20 protein-coding genes are annotated in these 25,372 nt (G+C 72.6%); 12 read left to right on the top strand and 8 right to left on the bottom strand.

The genetic code is table 11. The features are described 5' to 3' along the window. The first annotated feature begins 78 nt into the window (after nucleotides 1-78). The gene (locus tag ACWPOB_RS12545; protein WP_455401006.1) at nucleotides 79-684 is read left to right on the top strand and encodes a TetR/AcrR family transcriptional regulator; all 606 of its coding nucleotides are present in this window, start codon (nucleotides 79-81) and stop codon (nucleotides 682-684) included. A 6-nt stretch (nucleotides 685-690) separates the two neighbouring features. Here the strand turns inward: ACWPOB_RS12545 and ACWPOB_RS12540 are convergent, their stop codons facing one another. Continuing rightward, on the bottom strand, nucleotides 691-1,761 hold the full coding sequence (locus ACWPOB_RS12540) for a class I SAM-dependent methyltransferase (protein ID WP_455401005.1): 1,071 nt from the start codon (nucleotides 1,759-1,761) through the stop codon (nucleotides 691-693). Between the two features lie 201 nt (nucleotides 1,762-1,962). Between ACWPOB_RS12540 and ACWPOB_RS12535 the strand changes: the two genes are divergently transcribed. After that, nucleotides 1,963-2,361: a VOC family protein gene (locus tag ACWPOB_RS12535; protein WP_100057979.1), complete on the top strand. Its 399-nt coding sequence runs from the start codon at nucleotides 1,963-1,965 to the stop codon at nucleotides 2,359-2,361. Here the strand turns inward: ACWPOB_RS12535 and ACWPOB_RS12530 are convergent. Together ACWPOB_RS12530 and ACWPOB_RS12525 are read right to left on the bottom strand one after the other, a co-directional pair. Next, nucleotides 2,358-3,179, bottom strand: a complete 822-nt coding sequence (locus ACWPOB_RS12530) for an alpha/beta fold hydrolase (protein ID WP_455401004.1) — start codon at nucleotides 3,177-3,179, stop codon at nucleotides 2,358-2,360. The genes ACWPOB_RS12535 and ACWPOB_RS12530 overlap by 4 nt on opposite strands. Then, a complete protein-coding gene (locus tag ACWPOB_RS12525) occupies nucleotides 3,176-4,723 on the bottom strand; it encodes an ABC-F family ATP-binding cassette domain-containing protein (protein WP_100057978.1) in 1,548 nt (515 codons plus the stop codon). The genes ACWPOB_RS12530 and ACWPOB_RS12525 overlap by 4 nt, the downstream gene beginning before the upstream one ends. A 229-nt stretch (nucleotides 4,724-4,952) precedes the next feature. On the opposite strand from ACWPOB_RS12525, the gene ACWPOB_RS12520 reads away from it, so the two are divergent. The 3 genes from ACWPOB_RS12520 (at nucleotide 4,953) to ACWPOB_RS12510 (ending at nucleotide 9,280) form a co-directional block, all read left to right on the top strand. After that, complete coding sequence (locus ACWPOB_RS12520) at nucleotides 4,953-6,728, top strand: penicillin-binding transpeptidase domain-containing protein (protein ID WP_455401003.1); 1,776 nt, start codon at nucleotides 4,953-4,955, stop codon at nucleotides 6,726-6,728. Between the two features lie 83 nt (nucleotides 6,729-6,811). Then, nucleotides 6,812-8,488, top strand: coding sequence for an NTF2-like N-terminal transpeptidase domain-containing protein (locus ACWPOB_RS12515; protein ID WP_455401002.1), 1,677 nt, complete (start codon nucleotides 6,812-6,814; stop codon nucleotides 8,486-8,488). A 54-nt stretch (nucleotides 8,489-8,542) separates the two neighbouring features. After that, on the top strand, nucleotides 8,543-9,280 hold the full coding sequence (locus tag ACWPOB_RS12510; protein ID WP_006941495.1) for a sulfite exporter TauE/SafE family protein: 738 nt from the start codon (nucleotides 8,543-8,545) through the stop codon (nucleotides 9,278-9,280). Nucleotides 9,281-9,287: 7 nt separating this feature from the next. Here ACWPOB_RS12510 and ACWPOB_RS12505 read toward each other — a convergent pair whose 3' ends face one another. The 5 genes from ACWPOB_RS12505 to ACWPOB_RS12485 all read right to left on the bottom strand — a co-directional run bounded on the left by ACWPOB_RS12505 (nucleotide 9,288) and on the right by ACWPOB_RS12485 (nucleotide 14,633). Beyond that, complete coding sequence (locus ACWPOB_RS12505; RefSeq protein WP_100057892.1) at nucleotides 9,288-10,754, bottom strand: peptide MFS transporter; 1,467 nt, start codon at nucleotides 10,752-10,754, stop codon at nucleotides 9,288-9,290. Nucleotides 10,755-10,832: 78 nt separating this feature from the next. Beyond that, the gene (locus ACWPOB_RS12500; RefSeq protein ID WP_100057891.1) at nucleotides 10,833-11,210 is read right to left on the bottom strand and encodes a DUF3054 domain-containing protein; all 378 of its coding nucleotides are present in this window, start codon (nucleotides 11,208-11,210) and stop codon (nucleotides 10,833-10,835) included. A gap of 79 nt (nucleotides 11,211-11,289) precedes the next feature. Beyond that, nucleotides 11,290-11,844, bottom strand: a complete 555-nt coding sequence (locus ACWPOB_RS12495; protein WP_100057890.1) for a YceI family protein — start codon at nucleotides 11,842-11,844, stop codon at nucleotides 11,290-11,292. A 113-nt stretch (nucleotides 11,845-11,957) separates the two neighbouring features. After that, nucleotides 11,958-13,091, bottom strand: a complete 1,134-nt coding sequence (locus tag ACWPOB_RS12490; protein ID WP_455401001.1) for a lysylphosphatidylglycerol synthase transmembrane domain-containing protein — start codon at nucleotides 13,089-13,091, stop codon at nucleotides 11,958-11,960. Between the two features lie 69 nt (nucleotides 13,092-13,160). Continuing rightward, complete coding sequence (locus ACWPOB_RS12485) at nucleotides 13,161-14,633, bottom strand: adenylate/guanylate cyclase domain-containing protein (RefSeq protein ID WP_100057889.1); 1,473 nt, start codon at nucleotides 14,631-14,633, stop codon at nucleotides 13,161-13,163. Nucleotides 14,634-14,801: 168 nt separating this feature from the next. On the opposite strand from ACWPOB_RS12485, the gene macS reads away from it, so the two are divergent. From macS to ACWPOB_RS12450, 7 genes are all read left to right on the top strand, one after another. Further along, nucleotides 14,802-16,019: a MacS family sensor histidine kinase gene (macS, locus tag ACWPOB_RS12480; protein ID WP_455401000.1), complete on the top strand. Its 1,218-nt coding sequence runs from the start codon at nucleotides 14,802-14,804 to the stop codon at nucleotides 16,017-16,019. A gap of 40 nt (nucleotides 16,020-16,059) precedes the next feature. Continuing rightward, nucleotides 16,060-16,689 carry a response regulator transcription factor gene (locus ACWPOB_RS12475; RefSeq protein WP_100059031.1) on the top strand — a complete coding sequence of 210 codons (630 nt, stop codon included), beginning with the start codon at nucleotides 16,060-16,062 and terminating at the stop codon, nucleotides 16,687-16,689. A gap of 119 nt (nucleotides 16,690-16,808) precedes the next feature. Further along, entirely contained in the window at nucleotides 16,809-19,694 is a 2,886-nt protein-coding gene (locus ACWPOB_RS12470; protein ID WP_455400999.1) for an AfsR/SARP family transcriptional regulator, read from the top strand. Nucleotides 19,695-19,754: 60 nt separating this feature from the next. After that, on the top strand, nucleotides 19,755-21,164 hold the full coding sequence (locus ACWPOB_RS12465; protein WP_455400998.1) for an FAD-binding oxidoreductase: 1,410 nt from the start codon (nucleotides 19,755-19,757) through the stop codon (nucleotides 21,162-21,164). Between the two features lie 96 nt (nucleotides 21,165-21,260). Beyond that, nucleotides 21,261-21,899, top strand: coding sequence for a DUF1707 SHOCT-like domain-containing protein (locus tag ACWPOB_RS12460; protein WP_455400997.1), 639 nt, complete (start codon nucleotides 21,261-21,263; stop codon nucleotides 21,897-21,899). Nucleotides 21,900-22,067: 168 nt separating this feature from the next. Beyond that, nucleotides 22,068-23,393, top strand: a complete 1,326-nt coding sequence (locus tag ACWPOB_RS12455; RefSeq protein ID WP_455400996.1) for a VWA domain-containing protein — start codon at nucleotides 22,068-22,070, stop codon at nucleotides 23,391-23,393. 143 nt (nucleotides 23,394-23,536) lie between these two features. Further along, nucleotides 23,537-25,372, top strand: a complete 1,836-nt coding sequence (locus tag ACWPOB_RS12450) for a DUF2339 domain-containing protein (RefSeq protein WP_455400995.1) — start codon at nucleotides 23,537-23,539, stop codon at nucleotides 25,370-25,372.

Raw genomic sequence — 25,372 nt, 5'->3', positions numbered from 1 at the left:
GGTGACACAGGCCCTGGCACAATCGAGTGCGCCGCACCGGTTGGGAGGAGCCGGTCGGCGACACGGGAGGAGGGACACGTGACCGTCACCGACGGACGCGTCGCGCGGGCCGAACGGACCCGCCACGCAGTGATAGAGGCGCACATCGCCCTGATCGAGGCCGGTGAGCTGAAACCGACCGGTGCGCAGATCGCCGCACGGGCCGGGGTCTCGCTCCGGGCGCTGTGGGCGAACTTCAACGATCTGGAAACGTTGTTCGAGGAGACGGGGACGGAGCTGCTGCGGCGGCAGGACACCGCGTTCGCCCCGGTCCCCGTCGACCTGCCGCTCGACGAGCGGATCGACGCGTTCTGCCGGCAGCGCGCCGAACTGCTCGAGCTGATGGCGCCGTTCGCGCGCGCGTCGGCGATCCGGGCCCCGCAGTCCAAGAGGATCCAGCGAAACAGGCTGCGGCACATCGCACGTGTGGTCAACGAGGTCGACGAGCTGTTCGCGGCGGAACTCGCCGCGCTCGACCCGTCGCGCCGGGCCACGCTGGTGCGCTCCGTGGCGGTGGCGAGCACCTGGGCGTCGTGGGTCGCGCTGCGCGATGTGCTGGACCTGCCGGTGGCCGAGGCCGCCGAACTGATGAAGCACACCGTCACCGCACTGCTGTCGGAGGCGCGCCAGCCGACGTCGTGCTGAGGCCGGTCAGGGCGTCAGACGGTAGAACCGCCAGAACCCGAAGTCCTCGATCGGCAGCACCGACACGTCCGAGAAGCCCGCGTCGAGCGCGTACCGGCGCAGGGTGTCCGCACGCATCACCGTGCCGGTTCCCGCGCTCGGCGGGTGGCTCATGCCGTCCGGCAGGCAGCACGAGATGCTGAACCCGTACATCAGCCGCTCGACCTCGTCGCCGGGCGCGGTGAACCGGTCGGCGACGGCCTCGTCCATGACGACCATGACCCCGTCGGCCGCGAGCGAGCCGCGCACCGCGGACAGCACCTCGACGGGACGTGGCATGTCGTGGACGCACTCGAAGGCGAACGCCGCCGTGAAGCGTTCGTCGGGCAGGCTCGCCGCGTCGGTCTCGACGACGGTGATCCGGTCGGCGACGTCGGGGCAGGCCGCGACGTTCGTCCGGGCCAGGGCGACGGTCGCCGGATCGATGTCGATGGCGAACAACCGGGCCTGCGGGTACGCACGGGCCAGCGCGATCGTGGACCACGCACCGCCACAGCCGATGTCGGCGATCTCGGCACCCGGTCGGCGCAGCATCGCGTCGAGGTCCGGCACGGACGCCAGGGCACCCGGCAGTGCCTTCTCGTACCACGGCCGGTTCATGTCCGCCTGCCCCTCGCGGGCATCGGTGCCGAGCTGCGCCCAGCTCACGCCGCCCCCGGTGCGGTAGGCGTCGAGCAGGGCCGGAAGCTGCGCGGACACCCCGGCGAACATGCGGGCCAGGGGTCCGAGGTAGTTGAGACTGTGCTCGTCGGTGAGGACCTCGGCCACCGCGGGCGGCAGCGTGAAGCGCGGCGGATCGCCGTCGTCGACCTCGAGCAGACCGGTCACCGCCTGCTGCTCGAGCCATTCGCGGGCGTAGCGCGGGTCGGTCCCGGTCCGCGCCGCGAGCTCGTCGGAGGTGGCGGGACCGTCGGCGGCGAGGCTGCGGTACCAGCCGAGCCGGTCGCCGAGATAGATCGCGATCAGATCGACGGCGCCGAGCGCCGAGTCGAGGACGCGCTGGGCGACGGTGTCGACGGGGGAAACGGTTTGCGTCACGGTGGGGCCTCCGGATGAGAGGGACAGGGGTGATTCCGAGAGTCCTCCGGTTCCGGGCGGCGGACAACACCCCCATGGGGGGCCGGATGTGACACCTCTTCGATCCCATCGAACCGGTGTCACATTCGGCCCCGCAGCGGGGCGCGGGAACCGGACGTGGGCCCCGGACGTTCGGAGTCGTGCAACCGGAAGGAGTTCACCTTGCAGATCACCGCCAGTGCCCTGTCCCTCAACGTTCCCGACGTGGCCGCGTCGGCCGACTTCGTGACCCGCCACCTCGGGTTCACCGAGACGATGGCCGAGGACGGGTTCGTCTCGCTCACCCGCGAGGACGCGGGCTTCAGCCTCGTCTTCCTGCGCACCGGGCTCGGCACCTTCAAGCCCGCGAGCATCGCCGGCGACGCCGGGCAGGGGACGCTCGTCGCGTTCGTCGTCGACGCCATCGACGACGAGTACGAACGACTGCGGGCCGAGGGGGTTCCGATCGTCACGCCGATCGAGACCGAGCCGTGGGGCGAGCGGTACTTCCAGATGCGCGACCCGAACGGCATCGTCTACCAGCTTGTGCAGTGGATGGACGAGCCGCCCTCGGTGAGCTAGCCGGACGGTCGGCCGGCGTGCGCCGCGAGGAACGGTCCGACCACCGACAGCACCTCCGGCGCCGCCGCGATCGTCGTGGCGTGGTCGTATCCCCGGATCACCGCGAGCAGGGCACCGGGGATCGTCCGCGACAGCTCCCGGGTGTCGTCGATCCGTTCGCGGTCCTCCGAACCGACGAACGCCAGCGTCGGCACGTCCAGGGCGGCGAGGTCGGCGTCGTCGATCCCGGGTTCGCGATCCGACCGTCGCATGTACGCGGCCAGGGCGGTGGCGTCGTTCGCCCGGAATGCGGCCTGCGTCGCGGCATCGACGGGCGAGCCGAGGTGTTCCGCCCACGCCTCGAGGAACCCGTCGATCCCGTAGTGCCCGAGCACGTCGGCGCATCCCGGGAAGAACAGGCGATCGAACGCTCCGGCCTGCGCGCGGGCACTGCCGCCGCCCACGGTGAGCGTCTGCAGCCGGCCAGCGTCGCGCACCGCCAGGGACAAGCCGACCCGCGCTCCGAACGAGTACCCGAGGTAGTGCACGCGCTCGGTGCCGGCGGCGTCGAGTACCGCCAGCACGTCCCCGACGATCAGGTCCATCGCGTAGGCGTCGGGGACGTGCGGCTTGTCGCTGCGGCCGTGGCCGCGCAGGTCGGGCAGGATCAGCCGGTACCGCTCGCGCAGGGGGCGCACGTATCCGAATCCCCGCCAGATGGCCGACGACAGGGCGCTGCCGTGCGCGAGCAGCAGCGACGGGCTGCCGGCGCCGGCGTCCGATTCGATCACCGTGAAGGCGATGCGGGTCCCGTCGACGGGGTTGATCGCGTGGCTCACCGCTCCAGTCTGACCGACCGGGTCACCCCGATGTCGGCCAGGAACCGCTCGTCGTGGCTGACCACCACGAAGGCGCCCCGGTACGCGCGCAGTGCCTGCACCAGATGCGTGAGGCTGGGCAGGTCCAGGTTGTTGGTCGGTTCGTCGAGGAGTAGCAGCCGCGGAGCCGGGTCCGCCGCGAGCAGGGTCGCCAGCGCCGCCCGCAGGCGCTCGCCGCCCGAGAGGGCGGCCGCCGGCACGTCCGCGTCGGCGCCGCGGAACAGGAACCGGGCGAGCAGTGCCCGGACCTGCTGCGGCGACGCATGCGGGGCCCGCAGCGCGACGTTGTCCGCCACCGACAGCGACTCGTCGAAGATGTCCAGCCGCTGCGGCAGCACCGCGAACGGCACCCGGGGACCGGCCGCGACGATGTCGCGCAGCAGCGTCGTCTTGCCCGAGCCGTTGGGCCCGCGCAGCGCGATCCGCTCCGGGCCGACGATCTCGAGCGGCCCCTCGGCGACGCGCGCACCGGGATGCACCTCCGTCTCGGGCAGGTCCACCCGGATCTCCCGGTCGTCGCGCACGGTGCCCTGGGCGCGCTCGAGGTTCTCGCGCGCACCGGCGAGCTTGCCCTCGTGTTCGCGGCGGAGCCGGCCCGCCGACTCCTGGGCCTGCCGCTTGCGGGCCCCCATCACGATCTTCGGTTCCCGCTTGTTCTCGAACATCTTGCGGCCGTAGCGCTCTCGTCGGGCGAGCTTGATGTGCGAGTCGCTCAGCTCGCGTGCCTGCCGGCGCACGTCCGCCCGGGCGTCGCGCACCGCGGCCAGTGCCGCCTCCTGCTCGGCCGCGACGATGCGTTCGTACTCGCTGTAGTTGCCGCCGAACAGCCGCAGCCGCCCGTCGCGCACCTCCGCGACGGTGTCGACCCGCTCGAGCAGGTCGCGGTCGTGGGTCGCGACGACGAGCGAGCCGGGGAACTCGCGCAGCACGTCGTACAGCCGCGCGCGGGCCGCCGAGTCCAGGTTGTTCGTCGGCTCGTCGAGCAGCAGGACGTCGGGCTCGTCGAGCAGGCGTGCCGTGAGCGCCAGCAGGACGGTCTCGCCGCCGGAGAGGGTGCCGACGGTGCGCTCGAAGTCGCTGGGGGAGGCGACGATTCGTTCGAGACCGAGGCGGTGCAGGGTGGCCAGGGCGCGCTCCTCGATGTCCCATCGCTCGCCGACGGCGTCGAAGTCCTCGACGGCGGTCGAGCCGGCCTCGATGCGTCGCAGCGCCGCGCGCACGGTGTCGATGCCGAGGACGGCGTCGACGGCGCGGTGTGGATCGAGGATGACGTCCTGCGGCAGCCGCGAGACCCGGCCGCGCACCGTGACGGAGCCCCGGGTCGGCTGAGTTTCGCCCGACATGATCTGCAGCAGAGTCGATTTGCCGGACCCGTTGCGTCCGACGAGTCCGGTGCGCCCGGCGGGGAGGGTGGTGTCGAGACCGTCGAACACGGCGGTGCCGTCCGGCCAGGCGAAGGTCAGGTCCGACAGGGAAAGGCCCGAGGACGGGGAAGGGTGTGACATGGCTGCTCCCGGAGTAGGTGACGGTACCGCGCGCAGGTGCGGCGCGGCGGGCGAAACCTCTACAGGAGCAACGGCCTTCTCCGATCGACGGGAATGTGACAGGAACCGACGGTAGAACAGCGTCCGTCGGGCCGGCAATCGATTTTCCCGAATTGGGGCCGCATCACTACAGGCAGCATGTACGCAACGTGCGTGCGGTGGTGAACGACGGCACCGTCCGGCTTCGGGCATGATCGTTGCTGTGCCACTCCTCCGACGCCGACCGGTTCCGCTCCTGTTGACCGTCGCCGCCGCGCTGGCGGCCGCCGGGTGTTCCTTCGGGCCCGATCAGCCCGAGACGGTCGTGGGGGAGTTCGCCGCGGCGCTCGAGGCCGGTGACGTGCGGGCCGCGGCGGAGCTCACCACCGATCCCGCGGCGGCGGCCGCCACGATCGACGGCGTGTTCGAGGGGCTCGGCGGGGTCCGGCCCGACCTCGACCTCGCCCGCACGGGCGACGGCGGCACCTTCGAACTCGACGTCGCGTGGCACTTCGCCGAGGGCCGGGACTGGTCGTACCGCACGTCCGGCAGTGCCCTGGACGTCGACGCGGAGGGCTGGCGCATCGAGTGGGACCCGGCGGTGCTGGCCCCGGGCCTGACCGCCGGCACCACGCTGAGCTACACCACGACCGTCGGCCCACCGCCGTCCGTGCTCGACCGTGGCGGGCAGCCGATCCTCGAACAGCAGGTCGTGACGCTGGTGAACCTCGATGCCACCGCCGACCCGGCGGCCGTCGCGCCGCTGCTCGCGGCCGCCGCGCCCACCGTCACCGCCGAGTCGCTCGCCGCCGACGTCGCCGCGGCGGAGGGCAAGCCCGTGACCGCGGTGACCCTCCGCGACGCGGACATCGCGCCGATCGAGGCGCAGCTCGCCGCGCTGCCCGGCGTGACCCTCGTCCGGCAGACCCGGCTGCTGACGGTCGACCGCGCGCTCGCGTCGCCGGTGCTCTCCGGGCTGGGGGAGCTGTGGCAGCAGGGCCAGGACGCCTCCGCCGGCTGGGCCGTGCAGTCGGTGTCCGAGGACGGCAGCGCCCGCCGCGTCGCCGGTGCCGACGGTCCGCCGGCGCCGGACCTGCAGTCCACGCTCGACTTGGGTCTGCAGACCCGCGCCGAGGCGGTGCTGGCGCCACTGCCGCAACCGGCGGTGATCGTCGCGATCGAACCGTCCACCGGGGCGGTACGCGCGGTGGCGCAGAACGCCGCCGCCGACGCCGAGGGACCGATCGCGCTGACCGGGCTGTATCCGCCCGGTTCCACGTTCAAGACCGTCACCACCTCGGCCGCCCTGCAGGCCGGGGCCGTGACCCCCGACACGGTGGTGCCGTGCCCCGGGACGGCGAACATCGAGGGCCGCGTCATCCCCAACGACGACAGCTTCGACCTCGGACCGGTCCCGTTGCACACGGCCTTCGCCTTCTCGTGCAACACCACGATGGGCCGGCTCGCGGTGGGATTGCCGGCGACCGCGCTCACCGACGCGGCCCTGCAGTTCGGGCTCGGGGTCGACTACGTCACGCCCGGACTGGTCACGGTCACCGGCAGCGTGCCCGAGGCGCAGACCCCGGCGGAGCGCGTCGAGTCCGCGATCGGCCAGGGCCGGGTGACGGCGTCACCGTTCGGTATGGCACTCGTGGCGGCGTCCATCGCGCACGGCTCGACGCCGCTGCCGACGCTCGTCGAGGGCCGGCCCACGGTGGCCGATCGCACCCCTGGTGCCGCGCCGGCGGAGGTCACTGCCGCGTTGCGGACGATGATGCGGGAGACTGTGACGGGTGGAACCGCGAGCACGCTGCGGGACCTACCCGAACTCGTCGGTAAGACGGGGACGGCAGAGTACGGTGATGGCACCGGTGCCCACGGTTGGTTCGTCGGCTCGCAGGGAGACCTCGCGTTCGCGGTTTTCGTTGCGGGAGCGGGCAGTTCGGCGCCGGCAGTGGACGTGGCGGGACGCCTGCTGAGGGGGTGATGCGCGGCTTGTGGCGCAATCGTGATCGCATCGTAGGCAGGGCGTGCTTGTTACTGAAGTGACAGAAGTGAAGGTTGGTCGTTATGGGTTTTCGGGACTGGCGCAGGGGGCGCGGCCGCGTGACAGCCCTGGTCTCCGTCGTGGTTCTCGCGGCCGGCATGGCGTCGTGCGTGTTCGGTGAACCCCGGAGCGATGCGCAGCGACTCGTCGACGACTTCGTCGCGGAACTGAACGAGGGCGACGCCGCCGGCGCCGCCGCGCTCACGTCGTACCCGAACGCCGCCGAGGCGTCGATCCGGCAGATGTTCGAGGGCATGAAGGACGGCAGCGTCGACTACGACGTCGCCCAGTTCGTCGAACTCAACGAGCAGACGGGGTTCTTCACCCTCGGCGCCGACTGGAACTTCGGACCCGGCAAGGACTGGGGATACCAGGTGGACGGCGTGGCGAAGAACCTCGCCGTCGGCTGGCGGATCTCCTGGGATCCGCAGGTGCTGGTGCCCGACCTGAACCGGACCCGCACCGTGCACCACGTGCGCACCGACGCCGCGCCGCCGAAGATCTTCGACCGCACCGGTCAGTTGCTCATGGCCGAGCAGACCATCAACGCCGTCGTCGTCGATCCCGCCCTCATGCCCGACCCGGTCGACACCACGACGCGGCTGGCGAAGGTGCTCGAACCCGTCGCGCCGGTCATCACCGCAGACCTGCTGCAGCGCAACCTCGCGGCGGACCCCGGGGCGCGCATCACCGCGGTGAAGCTGCGCGACCAGGACTACCAGTTCCTCGAGGACGAGATCGTCCCGATCCCCGGCGTGGTGGTCGTCAAGACCCCGACGCTGATCAGCGCGGACCGGCGGATCTCCACGCCGCTGCTGGATCCGCTGCGCGCGGCCTGGCAGCTCGAGCGGGACGCCACCGCCGGGTGGGCCGTCACCCTCGAGGAGCCCGGCGCCGACCCGGTGCAGGTCGCCGGCTTCCAGGGTCCGCCGCCGCCGGACCTGCAGGCGACCCTCGACGCGCACGTCCAGCTCGCCGCCAAGGAAGCGGTGGTCAGCGTGGGCACCCCGGCTGCGATCGTGGCGATCCAGCCGTCCACCGGCGGCGTCCTGGCCCTGGACGTGAACAACTGGGCGATGGAACTCGGACCCGTCGCCTCGCGCGGGCTGTACCCGGCCGGGCAGACGCTGGATCCGGTGCGGCTGGCCGCGGGCCTGGACCGGGGCGTCGACCCGGCCTCGGTGAGCACCGACGATCTGGCCGACACCGCCCGCCGGCTCGGGCTCGGCCTGGACTACGACGTCCCCGGCTTCGACTTCGAGACCGCGCAGATCGGGGAGGACCGGTCCGGCGTGGTGCAGTTCTCCGGCTCGGACGGCGGCGGGGAGGCGCTCCTCAGTCCGTTCGGCGCCGCGTTGCTCGCCGCGTCCGTCGCGCGGGGGGAGGCGCCGTTGCCCGCGATCGTGCAGGGCAGGCCCGCGACGGTGGGGGAGGCCGCCGAACCGCTGCCGCCGCACGTGACCGACGCGCTGCGCGCCGCGATGGCCGAGAACGTGCGCAGCGGCCCGGCGTCGTTCCTGAAGGGGCACCCGGGTCTGTCCGGCATCGCGGCCGCGAGCGGTGACGACCGCTGGTTCTACGGGTACACCGGCGACCTGGCGTTCGCGGTGTTCGTCGCCAACGCCGACGGCGGCGACCGCGCGGTGAAGATGGCCGACATGTTCCTGCGGGAGCTGGGCAAGCCGCCCGCCGACCGCTGACCGCTGCCGCCCTCGCCGGACCGACCGAAGCGGACCCCGGTACGTTTGTCGTTCGTGACCCCTGTCGACCTGCTGCTGCTCGCGGTCGCGGGGTTCTTCGCCGGGCTCATCGGGTTCGTCACCGGCCTCGCGTCCATCGTGTCGTACCCCGCGCTGCTCGCCGCGGGGCTGCCGCCCGTCGCCGCCAACGTCACCAACACCGTCGCGATGGTGGGGGTCGGCGTCGGGGCGCTCGCCAACTCGACCCGCGAGGTCGTCGACACCGGCCCGCGGCTGTGGCGGTGGACCCTGTACTCGGCGCTCGGCGGCCTCGTCGGTGCCGTCGTCCTGATGTGGGCGCCCGCGGGGTCCTTCGAGACGGTCGTGCCCTACATGGTCGCGTTCGCCTCGCTCGCGCTGCTGGCCCAACCCCGGATCCGCGCCCTGTCCGGGAGCCGGGACCTGCCCCGGACGTACTCGGCGCTGCTGTTCGTCGTGGCGGTGTACGGCGGCTACTTCGGGGCGGGTGCGGGTGTCGTCTTCCTCGCACTGACCCTGATCTGCACCTCCGAGCACATCTGGCGCGCCACCATCCTCAAGAGCTACCTGCTGGGGGTCGCCAACCTCGTCGCTGCGATCGGCTTCGCCGTGTTCGGCCCCGTGCACTGGGGTGCGGCCGCCGCGATGGCGCTCGGCGCCGTCGCGGGCGGCTGGTGCGGGCCGCCCGTCGTCCGGCGCATCCCACCCGAGGTGCTGCGGGTGACGGTCGCCCTCGCCGGCCTCGGGCTCGCGGTGTGGCTGGCCGTGCGGTGAGAACCGGTCAGTGCACTCCGCGCATCATCCGCCGGATCCACGGTGACAGCAGCGCCAGCACGACGCCGATCGCGATCGAGCCGAGGCCGACCCAGGCGAAGTACGGCTTCTCGTTCGCCTCGTCGTAGTACTTGGCGAGGGTGCCGGCCATGGCCGTGCCGAGCGCCACCGACAGGAAGAACAGCGCCACCATCTGGGTGTGGAAGTTGCGCGGGGCCAGTTTCGTCGCCAGCGACAGGCCCACGGGGGAGAGCAGCAGCTCCGCGAACGTGAACAGCAGGAGGATCCCCGCGAGACCGAGCAGGGGGGCGCTGTTGGGGCCGCCGCCGGACATCGGGATGAAGCACAGGAACGCGATGCCCATGATCACGGTGCCCATCGCGAACTTCACCGGCGACGACGGCTGCCGCGGGCCGAGCCGGGTCCACACGGCCGCGAACACGCCCGCGAACACGATGATGAACACCGGGTTGATCGACTGCACCCACGCCGGCGGGAAGTCCCAGCCGAACAGGTTGCGGTCGAGCCTCTTGTCGGCGTACACCGCGACGGTGGTGAACTGCTGCTGGAACAGCGACCAGAATGCCGCGCTGGCCAGGAACATGGGGACGAAGCTGAGCACCCGGCTGCGTTCGACGGCGGTGATCTGCCGGCTGGACAGGATCACGACGAAGTAGACGACGGACGCGGCGACGGTCGCGGCGACCACGACGTCCGACAGGTTGTCGACGGTGACCAGCCCGGTGGCGAACAGCGCCGCGATCAGCGCGACGGCCAGGACGGCGATGCCGGCGGCCCTGGTGCGCCGGTCGGCGGGCAGCGGGTGCGGCGGCGTGGCGCCGATCCCGCGCAGGTGCTTGCGGCCGAGGGTGTACTGGATCAGGCCGAGTGCCATGCCGATGGCGGCCAGGCCGAAGCCGTAGTGGAAGCCCAGCTCGGTCTGCGCCCAGCCGGTGAGGAGCGGGCCGATCAGTGCACCCAGGTTGATCCCCATGTAGAAGATCGAGAACCCGGCGTCGCGCCGGGTGTCCTGCTCGTCGTAGAGATCGCCGACCAGGGAGGTCGCGTTGGCCTTGAGGCCACCGCTGCCGACGGCGACGAACACCAGGCCCACCGCCACGCCGCCGAGGCCGGGGAGCAGTGCCAGGGAGATGTGGCCGAGCATGATGAGGATCGCGCTGTAGAACAGCGTGCGCTCGGAGCCGAGCAGCCGGTCGGCGATCCACGCGCCGAGGATGGTCGACAGATAGACCGTGCCGCCGTACGCCCCGACGATCGACGTGGCGGCGAGCTCGCTGATCCCCAGTCCGCCGTCGGCCGCCGAGTAGTACAGGTAATAGATCAGGATGCCCTGCATGCCGTAGAAGGAGAACCTCTCCCACATCTCGACACCGAACAGGTTGGCCAGCGCGAAGGGCTGGCCGAAGAAGGTGCGTTCCTTCGTCCGATCGGGGGGCGCGGCGGTCTCGCTCATGGCTGACACTCTGACACCGCGGCCACATCCGGCGCGCGGCTTTCGGCGGTGCGGAGGTTCACCTCCGCGCGGCCGGGGTCAGGCGGCGTCGACGCGGCGCCGCAGCCACAGCCCGGCGAGCAGGCGCCAGCCGAGCAGGAACACGCCCAGCACGATCGACGCGACGACGATGAACGAACCGGCTGTGCCCTGCCCCGTGACCACGCGCAGCAGCATCCCGACGAGCACGGTGGACACCCATGCGAGCACGCCGGTCGGCACGACCAGCCACGGATCGAACTTCTCCTTGTAGAGGGCCGCCGTCGCGAGCCATCCGACGGTGAGGCCGCCGAGGAACGGCCACGCGGTGTTCGCCAGTCCCGCCAGCGTCAGCCCCTCGTCGTGACTGGCGCGCCCGAGGGCGGCGAACACGATGACCAGGACGACGTCGAACAGGGCCGGTGCGTACTTCTTCACGTCGTCCAGCGTAGGTCGCCGACGAAAGCGAGCGCCCTCCGGGACGGAGAGCGCTCGCGTGTCGTGCGGGTGCGGCGGATCAGGCCTGCAGACCGGCCTCGATCTCGAGGTTGATGGTGATCTTGTCGCCGACGACGGCGCCGCCGCCCTCGAGCGGCATGTCGATCGAGATGCCGAAGTCCTTGCGGTTGAGGACGGTGGTGGCCTCGAAGCCCGCGACCGGGCCCTGGCCCATGCCCGGGTTCACGCCGTTGAACTCCAGCTTCAGCTCGACCGGCTTGGTGACGCCGTGCAGGGTGAACTCACCGTCGACGATGTAGTCGCTGCCGGCGGCGCGCACGCCGGTGGACTTGAACGTCGCGGTGGGGAACTGCTCGGCGTCGAAGAAGTCGGCGGAGCGGATGTGGGCGTCGCGGTCGGCGTTCTTGGTGTCGATGGACGTGACCTGGATCTCGGCGGCGACGGCGGGGGTGCCGTCCTCGGCGACGGTGATCGCGCCGGAGAAGTCGTTGAACGTGCCGCGCACCTTGCTCACGACGAGGTGGCGGACGGTGAAGCCCACGGTGGAGTGGACCGAGTCGATGGCCCAGGTGCCGGCGGTGAGTCCGGGGAAGGTGGTGGTTGCGGTCGTCATGGGAATTCCTCCGAGTCGAGTTTTGGTTGAAGTTTCAACCTTCGATGTACTCAACGATCGCATCGAATGATTGATTCCGCAACTACTTCGTGTGTGAGGTGGATCACATTTCGTCACTCCGGCAGGGCGGTGCCCTCGCTCGCGGCCCGACCGCGCCGTCGCTCGAGCACCGAACGGGCGTGCTCCTCACGTTCGAGATCGGCGTCGATGTGCTCGTCGTGCTGGCTCGACCGGAACTTGGCGGCCACCACCGTCCAGCCGACCAGCGCGACCAGGATGAAGCTGACGCCCCGGTACACGAACACGGCTGCCAGGGCCTGCGAGGCGCTCATCCCCGCCGCGGTGAGGGTCGCGATCAGCGTGCCGTCGACGAACCCCAGCCCGCCCGGCGCCAACGGGATGCTCCCCACTGCCTTGGCCGCCGCGAACGCGATCAGCAGCCCCGGCAGCGACGGCTCACCGCCCACCGCCCAGCACGCGAACCCCAGGCACGCGACGTCGAAGACCCGGTGCACGGCCGACCAGCAGATCGTCGCGAGCCCGTCGCGGCGACCCAGGTGCACCGCCTCGACCTGCCCGAGGATCTGCTCGAACTTCTCCATCCCGGTGTCCGCCGGCTTGCGCAGCAGGCGGTTGACGCGGGCGAGGACCCATTCCCCGGCCGACTCGACGGACGACGGATGCCGGGAGACGTACCGGACGGCGACGACCAGCGCGATCACGCCGGCGACCGAGAGGACCAGCGTCACCGGGCTCACCCGCGTGCCCACCGCGAACGCCCCGCCTACGCCGACCGCCGCGAGCGTCACCGCCGCGATCACCCCCGAGACCGCCAGCTGCCACGACGCCACCACCGGCGTCGCACCCCAGCGCCGGGTCTGCTGGTAGGTGAACGCGGTGGAGAACACCGGACCGGCCGGCAACGTCACCGCCATCGCCGTGCTCGCATAGATCACCGACGCCGAGCGCAGGTGCCCGACGACGACCTCACCGGCCCGCAGCAGCCGCCGCTGCACCTCCGCGAAGCCGCTCAGCGACAGGGCCTGCGCGACGATGCACGCGGCGAGCCAGCCCCAGTGCAGCTCGGTCAGGGCGCGCCAGGAGTCGCTGAGCGTCGGCCACAGGTAGATGCCCTCGACCACCAGCAGGGCCACGAGGGCGACGGCGAGCAGCCACTTCACCCACCCGAAGCGGCCCCGGCGCCGCGCGGCGTCGGGTGCTGGCGGGTCACGTCGGGGCTGCGCCACAAGATTCAGCGTAGCCAAGCCGGCCGGAGGGCGGATCGTCCTTTTCGTCGCCGGGGCCCCGGCCGTCCGTCACTCGTCGTGGCCCGAGTCCGGATACCGCACCGGCCAGGCGAGATGCGTCACCCGGCGCCGGCCGCGCAGCTGCACCTCGTCGCCGAGTTCCCAGTGGGCGCGTTCCTCGTCATCGGCGAAGTACAGCGCGCTCGACGACGCGAGCACCCGGCTCGGACGCAGCTTCGCCAGCTCGGTCAGCCGCGACGCCTCGTTCACCGGATCGCCGATGACGGTGTACTCGAACCGCTCGGCCGCGCCGATGTTGCCGGCCACCGCCAGCCCCGCCGAGACCCCGATGCCGATGTCGAGATCGGTGATCTCGTCCAGCGCGAACCGCAGTTCCCGGGCCGCCGCGAGCGCGGCGGTGGGCGCGTCGGGACGATCCAGCGGAGCTCCGAAGATGGCCAGCGCCGCGTCGCCCATGAACTTGTTGACGAAACCGTGATGCCGGTCCACGACGTCCACCACGACGCGGAAGAACTCGTTGAGCAGCTCGACGACCTCGCCGGGCGGGCGTTCGGCCGCCGTCGCCGTCGAGCCCACCATGTCCACGAACAGCACCGCGACGTAGCGGGTCTCCCCGCCGAGCTCGGTGCCGTACTGGAGGGCGCGGCGCGCCACGTCCTCGCCGACGTGCTGACCGAACAACTGCCGCAGCCGCCGCCGCTCGTCGGACTCGGCCATCATCCGGTTGAAGCCGACCTGCAGGCGCCCGATCTCGCTGCCGTCGAACACCTCGACCTGCACGTCCGTCGCGCCGCGCTGGACCCGTTCGATGGCCCAGCGCAGCTGCTTGACCGGATCGGAGATCTGGGCCGCGGTGAGCGACGACAGCACCCCGGCCAGGCCGATCGCCATGATCGACAGCGCGAGGACCGCCCACGCCATCGCGTCCGGCGGGAACTCCACGTCGGTGGTCAGCTGGGTGACGCACAGCAGCGCGATGCCGCCGGCCGGCATGAGTGTGCCGAGACCCCACGTCATGGCGAGGCGGGTGCCGACGCCCGGCGCCAGGGTCCGGTCGAACTCCCCCTCGCTCAGGGCCCGGGCCGCGACCGGCCGCAGGATCCGCTCGCCCAGCATGTAGGTGAAGCCGAAGGTGCTCGTCGCGGCCATCGCGACGGTGATCGCCACCGCCACGGCGAGCTCCGGCATCTCCTCCGCGGTGAGGAACACGAACAGCACGCCGCCGAGAATCCACAGGATCAGGTGCACGATCGCCTGACGCAGCGGCGCGTGCAGCGCCGACATCTGCTCGGACCGGGTGGGTGGACCGCCGCGCAGCTGCCACCGCACCACCGACCGCAGCATCAGGGCCGCGGCCGTCAGGCTCACGATCCCCGCGAACACCAGATACACCGCGAACACCGCGAAGTTGCGGACCCGGTCCGCGATGATGTTCTCGTTCTCGGACAGCGGGATGCCGTAGCGGACGAAGGCGAACACCAGCAGCGCGCCGAACAGGTTCGAGGCGCCCATCGAGGCCATATAGAGCGGCCAACGACTGCGCAACGTCGCCGCGACGGCTCGATAGGACCCCAACACGACATCAAATCAAACCACTGTGCCCACCGTCACAACGCGCCATGGTCGTGATCCGGGCGTTTCGGGCGGCTACTCTCAGCGCGATCACCGACCGGGAAAGGGAGCATCCACATGGTCCGGCGCCGAGCCGACGGCAGGCTGTCGCGCCGCGCCGTCGTGCCCGCCGAACCGTCCCCGCCCGCCCGTCGCCAGGTCGGCGCCGACCCCGATGCGCCGCTGTGGCGGGCCGCGCAGGTGTTCCGGCTCGTCACCGTCGTCTACGCCGTCAGCTCCCAGTTCTCCACCGTCGCCCACTACACGTCGCCGCGGCTCAGCTGGTTCTTCGTCGCCCTGCTGGCGGTGTGGTCAGGCGTGTCGGCGGTGCTGCTGGCGCAGGGGGTCGGGCAGCGCGCCGTGGTGGTCGGGATCGACCAGGTCGTCGCGGTCGCGCTCATGGGCGCGACGCGGCTCGTCGCCGGCCACGACTGGTACAGCGCCCACCAGACGCTGCCCACCACCCTGTGGGTCGCCAACGCCGTGCTGTCGGCCGCGATCCTCGGCGGTCCCGCCGCGGGAGTCGCGTCGGCGCTGGCGATGGCGACGGTCAGCGCCGTCGTCCGCGACCAGGTCAACCTCGACCTGTGGCGCGACGCGACCGCCCCCGTGCTCGTCGCGGTCGGCGTCGCGATGGGATTCGCCACCACCACCGCCCGGCGCGCCCACCGGCAGCTCGAACAGGCCGTGCGCGTGGCGGCCGCCACCGAGGAACGCGACCGGCTCGCCCGGGAGGTGCACGACGGGGTGCTGCAGGTGCTGGCCCTGGTGCGGCGCCGCGGCACCGCACTCGGGGGCGAGGCCGCCGAACTCGCCCGCCTCGCCGGGGAACAGGAGGCGGCGCTGCGGATGCTCGTCTCCGAGCAGGGCACCCAGCTCGACCGCGGCGAGGAGCTCGTGGACCTGCGGGCGCTGCTGCGGGCGCAGGCCGGTGCCGGCGTCACCGTCTCCGCGCCCGCCGACCCGGTCCTGCTCGACCGCGTCCGCGCCGCGGAACTGGCGGCGATCGCCGCCACGGCCCTGACCAACACGACGCTGCACGCGGGCGCCGGGGTGAAGGCGTACGTGCTGGTCGAGGACCTCGGCGACGAGGTGATCCTCAGCATCCGCGACGACGGGGTGGGCATTGCGGACGGCCGTCTCGCCGAGGCCCGCGCCGAGGGCCGGATGGGCGTGTCGAAGTCGATCGTCGGCCGCGCGCAGTGGCTCGGTGGCGCCGCCGTGCTCGACAGCTCGCCCGGCCAGGGCACCGAATGGGAGATCCGGGTGCCGAGGAGAGGAGCACGAGGTGCGTGAGGGCAGCAACGCGGCGAACGGTGACGGGCCGATCACGGTGATGATCGTCGACGACCATCCGATGTGGCGCGACGGCGTCTCGCGGGACCTCGACGCGGCCGGCTTCCGCGTCGTCGCCACCGCCGACGGGGTCGGTGCGGCCGCGCGCCGGGCCGCGGCGGTGCAGCCGACCGTCGTGCTGATGGACATGTCGCTGCCCGACGGCACCGGCACCGAGGCCACCGCCGCGGTGCTCCGGGTCTCCCCGGCCAGCCGCGTGCTGGTGCTGTCCGCCTCCTCCGAACGCGACGACGTCCTCGGTGCCGTGAAGGCCGGCGCGTCCGGATACCTGGTCAAGAGCGCGTCGTCCGCGGAGCTGGTCGAGGCCGTGCGGGCGACCGCCGCCGGGCAGGCGGTGTTCACGCCCGGACTGGCCGGTCTGGTCCTCGGGGAGTACCGCCGCATGTCGTCGGCCGTCGACCGGCGCGCGCCCGCCCCGCCCACCCTCACCGAGCGCGAGACCGAGGTGCTGCGACTCGTCGCCAAGGGACTGTCGGCCAAGCAGATCGCCGCGCGGCTCACGCTCAGTCACCGCACGGTGGAGAACCACGTGCAGGCGACCCTGCGCAAGCTGCAGCTCGCCAACCGCGTGGAGCTCACCCGCTACGCGATCGAGCAGGGGCTGGACTAGCGCACCGGAGCACCCCGGTCCTCTAGAATTCGACCGCTCCCGCAGTTTCGGTGCGGCGGTGGCGTGCTCGATCGAAAGGCGGGGCGATCGAAAGGCGGGGCGATCGAAAGGCGGGCGGGATGAGTTCCCCTGGCGTGGCGCTCGGCGTGCTGGGAGGCTTCGCCGCCACCGTCGACGGACGACCGATCGACCTCGGCGGCATCCGGCAGCGTGCCCTGCTCGCCGCCCTCGTCGTCGCGTTCCCGGGCGACGTCTCGGGGGAGCGGCTGCTCGAACAGGTCTGGCACGACGTCGACGACCCGAAGACGAGCTCGCTGCACTTCGCCGTCTCCAAGCTGCGCGACCGGCTCAGCCCGCAGCGACCGCGCGGGGACGAGGGCGTGATCGTCCGGGAGGGCTCGCGGTACCGGCTCGCCGTCGCCGCGGAGCAGATCGACGCCGTGCGGTTCGCCGATCTCGTCGCGCGCGGCGACCGGCTGCGCGAGCAGGGCGCCGCTCAGGCCGCGGCCGAGGCCTACGCGACCGCGTTGTCGTGCTGGCGGGGGTCGCCCTACGCCGACGTCGCCGACGCCGAGTTCGTGCGCCCCGAGGTCGCGCGGCTGACGGCGATCGAGTTGCGCACCCGCAAGGCCCTGCTGCAGATCCGGCTGGATCAGGGCGGCTCCGACGACGTCGTCGAGGCCGCCGAGCGGCTCGTCGCCGCGCATCCGCTCGACGAACGGGCCTGGGAACTGCTGGTCGTCGCCCTGTACCGGGCGGGCCGGCAGGCCGACGCCCTGGCGGCGCTGCGCCGCGTGCGCACCGTGCTCGACGGCGAACTCGGCATCGAGCCGGGCACCGGGCTGCGCGAACTCGAGACGGCGGTGCTGCGGCAGGACGACGTCCGGCTGCTGGGGACCGCCGGGGTCTCGCCGGCGCCTGCCGCCGCGCTGGGCACGCGGAGCGCGACCTCCAACGTGCCGTCGCCCCGTACCGCCCTCGTCGATCGGGCCCGTGAGCTCGCGGACGTCGGCGCGGCGCTGGCCGGGGAACGGTTGGTCACGCTCGTGGGCCCGGGCGGGGTCGGCAAGACGCGGCTGGCTGTGGAGGTGTGCCGCAACGGCGGCGAACGTCCCGCCGACGGGCCGTGGTTCGTCGACCTGGCGGCCGTGCGGGCCGATGCGCTGGTGGCCGCGACGGTGGCGTCGGCCCTGCAGATCCTCGGCCCCGGGACCGTCGACCACCTGGCGACGGTGCTCGCCCCGCGCGAGTGCGTCCTCGTGCTGGACAACTGTGAGCATCTGCTCGACGGTTCGGCAGAGCTGGTGACGGCGCTGCTCGAGCGCTGCCCCGGCGTGCGGATCCTGGCGACCAGCCGGGAGCCGCTCGGCCTCGACGGGGAGTGGGTCTACGAGGTGCCGCCGTTGGACGAGTGCGCCGCCGTCGAGTTGTTCGGCGTCCGGGCCGCCGGCGTGGTGCCGGGCTGGACGATCCACGACGAGGTGACCGAAGCCGTACGTCGCATCTGCACTGAGCTCGACGGGATCCCGCTCGGGATCGAGCTTGCGGCGGCGCAGCTGCGGGTGCTGTCCGAGCAGCAGATCGCCGAGGGGCTGAGCGACCGGTTCGCGCTGCTGCAGGGCGGCTCCCGCACCGCTCCGCCGCGGCAGCGGGGGCTGGCCGACGCGATCGAGTGGAGCTACCGGCTCCTCGACGACGAGCAGGCGCGGCTGCTGCGCGAGGTCGCGGTGTTCGCGGGCAGCTTCGACATCGAGGGCGCCGCCGCCGTGCACGGCAGCACGCCGCCGCTGAGCGTCCTGCCGCCGCTGACCGCCCTCGTGCGGCGGTCGCTGCTGCGGGTGGAGCCGTCGTCGTCGCCGCGGCGGTACTCGATGCTGCAGACCATCCGCGAGTTCGCCCTGGCCCGCGCGGATGCTGCCGAACGGGACCGGATGGCCGACGTGCACCGCCGGTTCGTGCTGCGGCGGGCCCTCGCGGCGGTGCCGCACCTGCGCGGCTCCCGGGCCCGGCAGACGTTCGACGCCCTGACGGCGGACATCGCCGAGCACCGTGCCGCTGCGGCCTCCGCGCTGGCCGCCGGTGATCCCGTCTACGCGCTCGAACTCGCCGGGGCCCTCTATTGGTTCTGGTATCGGCGTGGGCACATCCGGGAAGGCCTGGAGCTGATATCGGCAGCCCTGGACGCGGTCGAGCGGACCGGTACCGCTGTCGCAGCGGCAACCCTGTCGTCGGCGCTGACCGGGCTGGGCGGACTCACCTACCTGGCCGGGGACGCGGCCGGCGCGGCGGTCGTGCTGGGACGGTCCGCCGACGCCGCGGGGAGGGGCGGCGACGTCGTCACCGAGGCGTGGATGCGGTCCTGGTGGGCGTACTGCTCCGCGATCACGGGCCCGTCCGACGAGTTCCTTCACACAGCGCACGAGAGTGCGGACGTCCTGCGCCGGGAAGGCGCCGTGTGGCAGCGCGCCGACGCCTTGCTCATCGAGGGCATGATCCTGCGCTTCCTCGACCACCCGCAACGGGCGCAGCAGGTGCTGCGCGAGGCGGTCGCGACAGCCGAACGTTGCGGCCACGGCTGGGCGGTCGGCTCGGCGTCGTGGACACTCATGCGCACGGCGATGGACGTCGGGGACACGGACGGGGCGCTCGACGCGGTCCGGGTGATGCAGCCGGTCCTCGAGGCCGAGCGGGACGTGACGTCGTGGCTGGTGCTCGTCCACAGCGCCGCGGCCCTGGTGGCCCGGCTCGGTACTCCCGACGTCGGCGCGATGCTCCTCGGGGCGGTCCGGGCGCTCGGCAGCCGCATCGGCTTCCTGCCCGAGGTGATGGATCCGGTCGACGGGCCGCGCGAGGCGGCGGTCGTCCGCGACGCGCTCGGCGACGCCGAGTTCGAGCGGTGCGCGAGCCTCGGCGCCGGCCTGGACCGGGACGAGGTGAGCGCGCTGCTCGTCCGGCTGTGCCGGACGGGGCACGTCGGTGCGCAGCCGGAGCTAAGCGGCAGCTAAGCGGTGGCGGTTGTCCTGGAAGGGACCGAGATCCGAGATCCGATCCTTCCGAGGAGCACCATGTCCCACCCGACGCCCCAGACCCTGGCTCCCACGTCCGTCGTCGACCTGCTTCGTACCGCCGTCGCCGGTGTCGTACACGCCCCCGAGGACGAGGGCTACCGGCTGTCCGCCGCCGGCTTCAACCTCGCCACCGTCCACCGCAGCGCCGCCGTCGTGGTCGCCTCGAGTGCCGCCGACGTCGCCGCCGCGGTCCGGATCGCGGCCGAGAACGGGCTGACCGTCGCGGTGCAGGCCACCGGCCACGGCGCCGCCCCCGCGCCGGAGAACAGCATTCTGGTCGACACCGCCCTCCTCGACGGGGTGAGCATCAACCGCGCCGAGCGCACCGCCACCGTCGAGGCCGGGGTCCGCTGGCAGCAGGTGCTCGACGCCGCGGCCCCGCACGGGCTGGCGCCGCTGGCCGGATCGGCCCCGGGCGTCGGGGTGGTCGGGTACACCCTCGGCGGCGGGCTCGGCCCGATCGCCCGCACCCACGGCTTCGCCGCCGACCGGGTCCTGCGGATGGAGGTCGTCACCGCCGACGGGCAGCTGCGGCGGGTCACCCCCGACGACGAACCCGACCTGTTCTGGGCCCTGCTGGGCGGCGGCGCGGCATTCGGGATCGTCACCCAGATGACGTTCGAACTCCTGCCCATCCAGACCCTGGACGGCGGCGGCCTCTTCTACGACATCGCCGACGCCCCGGCCGTGCTGCGCCGCTGGCGGGACTGGATCTCCGCGGCGCCGACCTCGGTGTCCAGCTCGCTGGCGATCGTCAACTTCCCGCCGCTCCCGGAACTGCCCGAGCCGCTGCGCGGCCGCACCGCCGTGCACGTGCGGTTCGCGCACGTCGACGACGCCGAGGACGCCGGCGCGCTGCTCGCCCCGCTGCGCGCGGTGGCCACCCCGGTCCTCGACACCGTGACCGAGATCGTCTACCCCGCCCTTGGTTCGATCCACGCCGACCCCACCGACCCGATGCCCGGCATGGAGCGCTCGGTGCTGCTGCGGGAGCTGCCGGACGCCGCACTCGACGCCCTGCTCGCCGTCGCGGGTCCCGCCGGCGCGCTGCCGATCGCGCTCGCCGAGGTCCGGGCCATGGGCGGCGCGCTCGGTGTGCCGCCCGAGACCCCCAACGCCGTCGCGGGCCGCGACGCCGCGTTCACCCTGTTCACCGTCGGGGTGCTGGTGCCGCCCATCGCCGACGCGGTGCCCGGAGCGCTCGAGACCGTCGTCGGGGCGATGGCGCCGTGGGCCACCGGCGGTGCGCTGATGAACTTCGCGGGCGGCGTGGACGGGGCCCCGGCCGCACGGGTGGCGAGCGCGTGGACCCCGGCCCAGCGGGCCCGGCTCGCCGAGATCCGGGCGGCATACGATCCCAGCGGCGTCTTCGTGCCCGCCGCGCGATGGGCGGCGACGGCGATCTGAGCCGACCGCATCCGTCCCTCGGCTCCACGACCGTCGGGCCGGCGCGCCAGCGCCTACCCTGATGATCCCGGCGCGGCAGCGCCTACCCTGATGATCATGGAGTCGAGGGATCTGCGTGTCTCGGACGCCGAGCGCGAACACGTCGGGACGCTGCTGCAGCGCGCGGTCGGGCAGGGGATGCTGTCGCTGGGGGAGTTCACCGAGCGGATGGACACCGCGCTGGCCGCCAGAACCCGCGGGGAACTGAACGCCGTGCTCGTCGACCTGCCCGGAGTGCAGGTGCGGCCCGAGTACCTGCCACATCCGACGCAGCCCACCCCCGCTCCGGCGCCGCCGATGGCCGGGCCGGTGCCTCCCGCCCCGTCCCCACAGACACCCACCATCCGCGGCCGGTTGTCCAACCTCAGCCGCAAGGGGCGGTGGGAAGTGCCACCGGTGCTGCGGCTCGACACCCTGATGTCCTCGGTGACCCTCGACTTCACCGAGGCCGTCATGCGCACCCAGGTGGTGCGGATCCAGGTCGAGGACTACCTCAGCTCCATCACCCTGATCGTTCCCGCCGAGGCCACGGCCGACATCAACGGCCTCGACACCGTCGCCGCGAGCGCCGAGTCGAAGGTGCGCAACGGGCCCCCGTTCGGCCCGCTGCATCTGATCGTCGGCGGCACCGTCCGCCTCGGCTCCGTCAACGTCAAGCACCCGCTGGGGACGACCCTGCGCAAGCTGCTGGGCTAGCCGGCCGGCGGTCCCCGAGGAGCGTGGGGCCGCGCTCGATTCCCGTTGCGGTCCGGGTAGCCGCACCCCGACACCACGGGGCCTGTCGGCCGGTAGATGCGCACCGTATCGGTCACAATGCGTGTTGGTTCGACGAAAGGAAGCGGCCCGCCCCGGGCCGGAACGCTTATGGCAGAGCTTGCGCGTGGCGAGAACACCACCATCCCCTCGGGGCCGGTGACGGTCGCGGTGGCCGGTCCCCGGCAGGGCACGGTCGATCTGATGGTGTTCCAACTCGGCGCCGACCAGCGTGTCCGTAGCGACGCCGATTTCGTGTTCTTCAACCAGCCGGCCTCCCCGGAGGGCGCGGTCCGGTTGGTCGCGGCCGACCGGATCGGTGTCGATCTGACCGCGATACCCGCGGGGATCGAGCGGCTGTCGGTCGCGGTCGCCCTCGACGACAGTGTGCCGGGCAGCTTGTCCGCCGTCCCCGGTCTGGGCGTGCAGATTGCCCACCCGGCGGGCGAGACGACGGCTCCCGCGTTGGGGTTGAGCACCGAGCGGGCGGCGGTCCTGCTCGAGATCTATCGCCGCAACGGCGCGTGGAAGCTTCGCAACGTCTCCGCCGGGTGGGACACGGGCCTGTCGGCGCTGGTGGTCCACCATGGGGTGCAGGTCGACGATCAACCCGCCCCTGCCGAACCCGCCCCTGCCGAACTCGCCACTGCCGTGCCCGCCGCGGTGGCGCCGCCGGCTGCTCCGGCGGCGGTCGTGGACAACGCTGGTGTGCGCACCGTCGCCGGCGAAGCGAAACTCTCGTTGGAGAAGCGGCAGAGGCTGGACCTGCGCAAGCGGGAAGTCGCCAAGGTGCTGCTGGACAAGGGTGCGGCCGGGGTACGGGCCCGGGTCGTGCTGGTGATCGACAAGACCGGCAGCATGCACCGCGAGTACACCAGCAGACGCATCCATCAGGTCGTCGAGAGGATGGTGCCGATCGCGGTGCAGGTCGACGACGACGGCACCCTCGAGCCGTATCTGTATGCGGTCTCGTTCGCCCGGCTGCCGGACATCGCCGTCCACGATGTCGAGTCCTGGTGCGCGACGTATCTGCACCTCGGTGGGGTGCACGGGGGCATCGACTACGAACAGATCGGTGGCTGCAACGACGAGTTGCCGGTGATGGGAGAGATCATCTCCACCCTCACCGCGGGGGCGTCGATGCCGACGCTGGTGCTGTTCTTCACCGACGGCGGCTTCCACAAGAAGGGCCCGATCACCGCGTTGATGAAGAAGGCATCCGGTCTGCCCGCCTTCTGGCAGTTCGTCGGCCTCGGCAAGGCGAACTACGGCGTGCTCGAAAAGCTCGACACCATGAGAGGGCGGGTGGTCGACAACGCCGGGTTCTTCAGCGTCGACGACATCTCCCAGGTCAGCGATGCCGAACTCTATCGGCGCCTGCTGGGTGAGTTTCCCGACTGGCTGCGCGCGGCGCGCGCCGCGCGCATCGTGGGCTGAACTGCGACGCGGGTGCACGCTCGGTTCCGGTGTGAGAGGTCCGGGGCCGCGATCGAGGGGTGGAGGGTCGCCGCGGTGCACTAGCCCGCATTTCCGGTAGTGATACTCATGCCCGCGGACGCCGCTCCGCGGACCATGTAGGGATGAGTACGCCGACCCCGCCCGGCCTCGATCCGCGGCTCGTCGCCCAGCTGTCCGGCGAGTGCTACGCGCTCGAACAGCACCTGTACGCCGTCGGCGCGCACGTCGCACATCTGCGGGCCCAGCTCGACCGCCTCGCCGTCGCCCCGGCCCCGGCGCCCGTGCCACCCATGTCGCGGACCCCGGCTCCACCACCGCGTCCGGTCCCGCCCGTCGCCCCGCCGCGGCCGCCGGCGCCGGCGCCGGCGCGGGAACCGTGGTGGCAGCGCGACGGCGTGATCAGCCGCCTGCTTGCCGTCGCCGGGGTGGCGGTCACCCTCATCGGCGTGGTGATGCTGCTCGTGCTCGCCGCGCAGGCCGGTGTCTTCGGTCCCGTGCCCCGCGTCGTCTCCGGTGCGGTGCTGTCGGCCGCGCTGGTGGCCGCCGGGATCCGGGTACACCGCCGCGACGGCGGACGCGTCGGCGGTGCCGCCCTGGCCGCGACCGGTTTCGCGGGCGGCTACCTGGTGGTCTTCGCCGCAACCGCCTACTACCGGTGGGTGCCGGCGGTCGTCGGTCTGGCCGCCGCGCTCGTCGTCGCCGGCGCCGGGGTCGCGCTCGCGGTGCGCTGGTCGGACCGGATTCTGGCCGTGCTGCTCGTGCTCGGGGCCGCGCTGCTCGCGCCCACCCTGTCGGACGGTGATCCGTTGCTGCTGCTCGGCTTCCTGCTGGTGCTGCTCGTCGCGAGCTTTCCGGCCCAGTGGCACCGCAACTGGGCGCTGCTGCATCTCGCGCGGGTCGTGCCGATCGCCGCGGTCCTGCTGGTGTCGATCGCCGGGGCCGAGCTTGCCGATCGTGGCGAACTCGCCTGGCTGGTCGGCTTCTCGGTGGCGGTCGCCGCTTTCGTCGCCGGCACTGCGGTGCTGCTGCTGCGCCGGGAGCCGGGCGACGTCGTCGCCGCGGTGTGCCTGGCGGTGGCGGCGCTGCCGCTGCTCGCCGTCGGGTTGCGGCTGGACCGGTGGCCCACCGTCGCGCTCGAGGGCACGGCCGCCGCCGGGTACCTCGTGCTGTTCGCCCTCGCCGGGCCCCGGTCGCGTCCGCTGCGGGTGGCGTCCGTCGCGGTGGCGGCGTTCGCGCTGCTGCACGCGTGCCTCGCGGGCGCGAGCCCCGACGCGGCTGCCACGGTGCTGCTCGCGGTCGCCGCCGGGTATGCCGGCGCGGCCGCGTCGATGCGGTCGCGCCTGCTGTACGTCGCCGGCCTCGGCTTCTGGGTGCTCGGAGGAGCGATGTTCTACGACGGCGCCGAACTCGAGAACCTCACCGACCGCGAGCTGGCCGTGGACCGCCTCGACGCGGCCACGCTCGTCACGGCCGTCCTGCTCGCCGCGGTCACGCTGCTGCTCGCGTGGACGGCGACGCGACTGCGGCTCGTCCGCGAACGCGGCGTCCCGTGGATGTGGAGCGGTGCGGCACTCGTGGTGCTGTATGCGGTGACCACGGCACTGGTGACCGCGGGCGTCCTCCTGGGCGGTGCGGACGCCGGATTCGTCGCCGGGCACACCGCGGCGACCATCTGCTGGATGATCGCGGCGACCGCGATGCTGGCGCTCGGCCTCGCCCGCACCGAGTACGCGCACGCCGCGCTGGCCGCGGGGCTGTCACTGACCGGCGCCGCGTTGGCCAAGCTCTTCCTGTTCGACCTCGCTGCCCTCGAGGGGGTGTGGCGGGTCGTCGCCTTCATCGTGGTGGGCCTGCTGCTGCTCGCCGCCGGTACCCGGTACGCCAAAGCGTTCGCCGGACGCTCCGCGGCCCCGGAGACCGGCTCCGGCTCGGCGGAGCCGGGGCCGGGCGAGGACTGA

The organism is Rhodococcus sp. 2H158 (genome assembly GCF_053764755.1).
The sequence above is the reverse complement of the archived record's forward strand: the minus strand, read 5'-3'. Positions and strand labels throughout refer to the sequence as shown.

Coding starts and splice junctions, on each gene's coding strand:
- macS (WP_455401000.1), top strand. CDS start 14,802: ATGGTCCGGCGCCGAGCCGACGGCAGGCTGTCGCGCCGCGCCGTCGTG.
- ACWPOB_RS12520 (WP_455401003.1), top strand. CDS start 4,953: ATGATCGTTGCTGTGCCACTCCTCCGACGCCGACCGGTTCCGCTCCTG.
- ACWPOB_RS12475 (WP_100059031.1), top strand. CDS start 16,060: ATGATCGTCGACGACCATCCGATGTGGCGCGACGGCGTCTCGCGGGAC.
- ACWPOB_RS12470 (WP_455400999.1), top strand. CDS start 16,809: ATGAGTTCCCCTGGCGTGGCGCTCGGCGTGCTGGGAGGCTTCGCCGCC.
- ACWPOB_RS12515 (WP_455401002.1), top strand. CDS start 6,812: ATGGGTTTTCGGGACTGGCGCAGGGGGCGCGGCCGCGTGACAGCCCTG.
- ACWPOB_RS12495 (WP_100057890.1), bottom strand. CDS start 11,844: ATGACGACCGCAACCACCACCTTCCCCGGACTCACCGCCGGCACCTGG.
- ACWPOB_RS12455 (WP_455400996.1), top strand. CDS start 22,068: ATGGCAGAGCTTGCGCGTGGCGAGAACACCACCATCCCCTCGGGGCCG.
- ACWPOB_RS12505 (WP_100057892.1), bottom strand. CDS start 10,754: ATGAGCGAGACCGCCGCGCCCCCCGATCGGACGAAGGAACGCACCTTC.
- ACWPOB_RS12485 (WP_100057889.1), bottom strand. CDS start 14,633: ATGGCCTCGATGGGCGCCTCGAACCTGTTCGGCGCGCTGCTGGTGTTC.
- ACWPOB_RS12460 (WP_455400997.1), top strand. CDS start 21,261: ATGGAGTCGAGGGATCTGCGTGTCTCGGACGCCGAGCGCGAACACGTC.
- ACWPOB_RS12450 (WP_455400995.1), top strand. CDS start 23,537: ATGAGTACGCCGACCCCGCCCGGCCTCGATCCGCGGCTCGTCGCCCAG.
- ACWPOB_RS12525 (WP_100057978.1), bottom strand. CDS start 4,723: ATGTCACACCCTTCCCCGTCCTCGGGCCTTTCCCTGTCGGACCTGACC.
- ACWPOB_RS12465 (WP_455400998.1), top strand. CDS start 19,755: ATGTCCCACCCGACGCCCCAGACCCTGGCTCCCACGTCCGTCGTCGAC.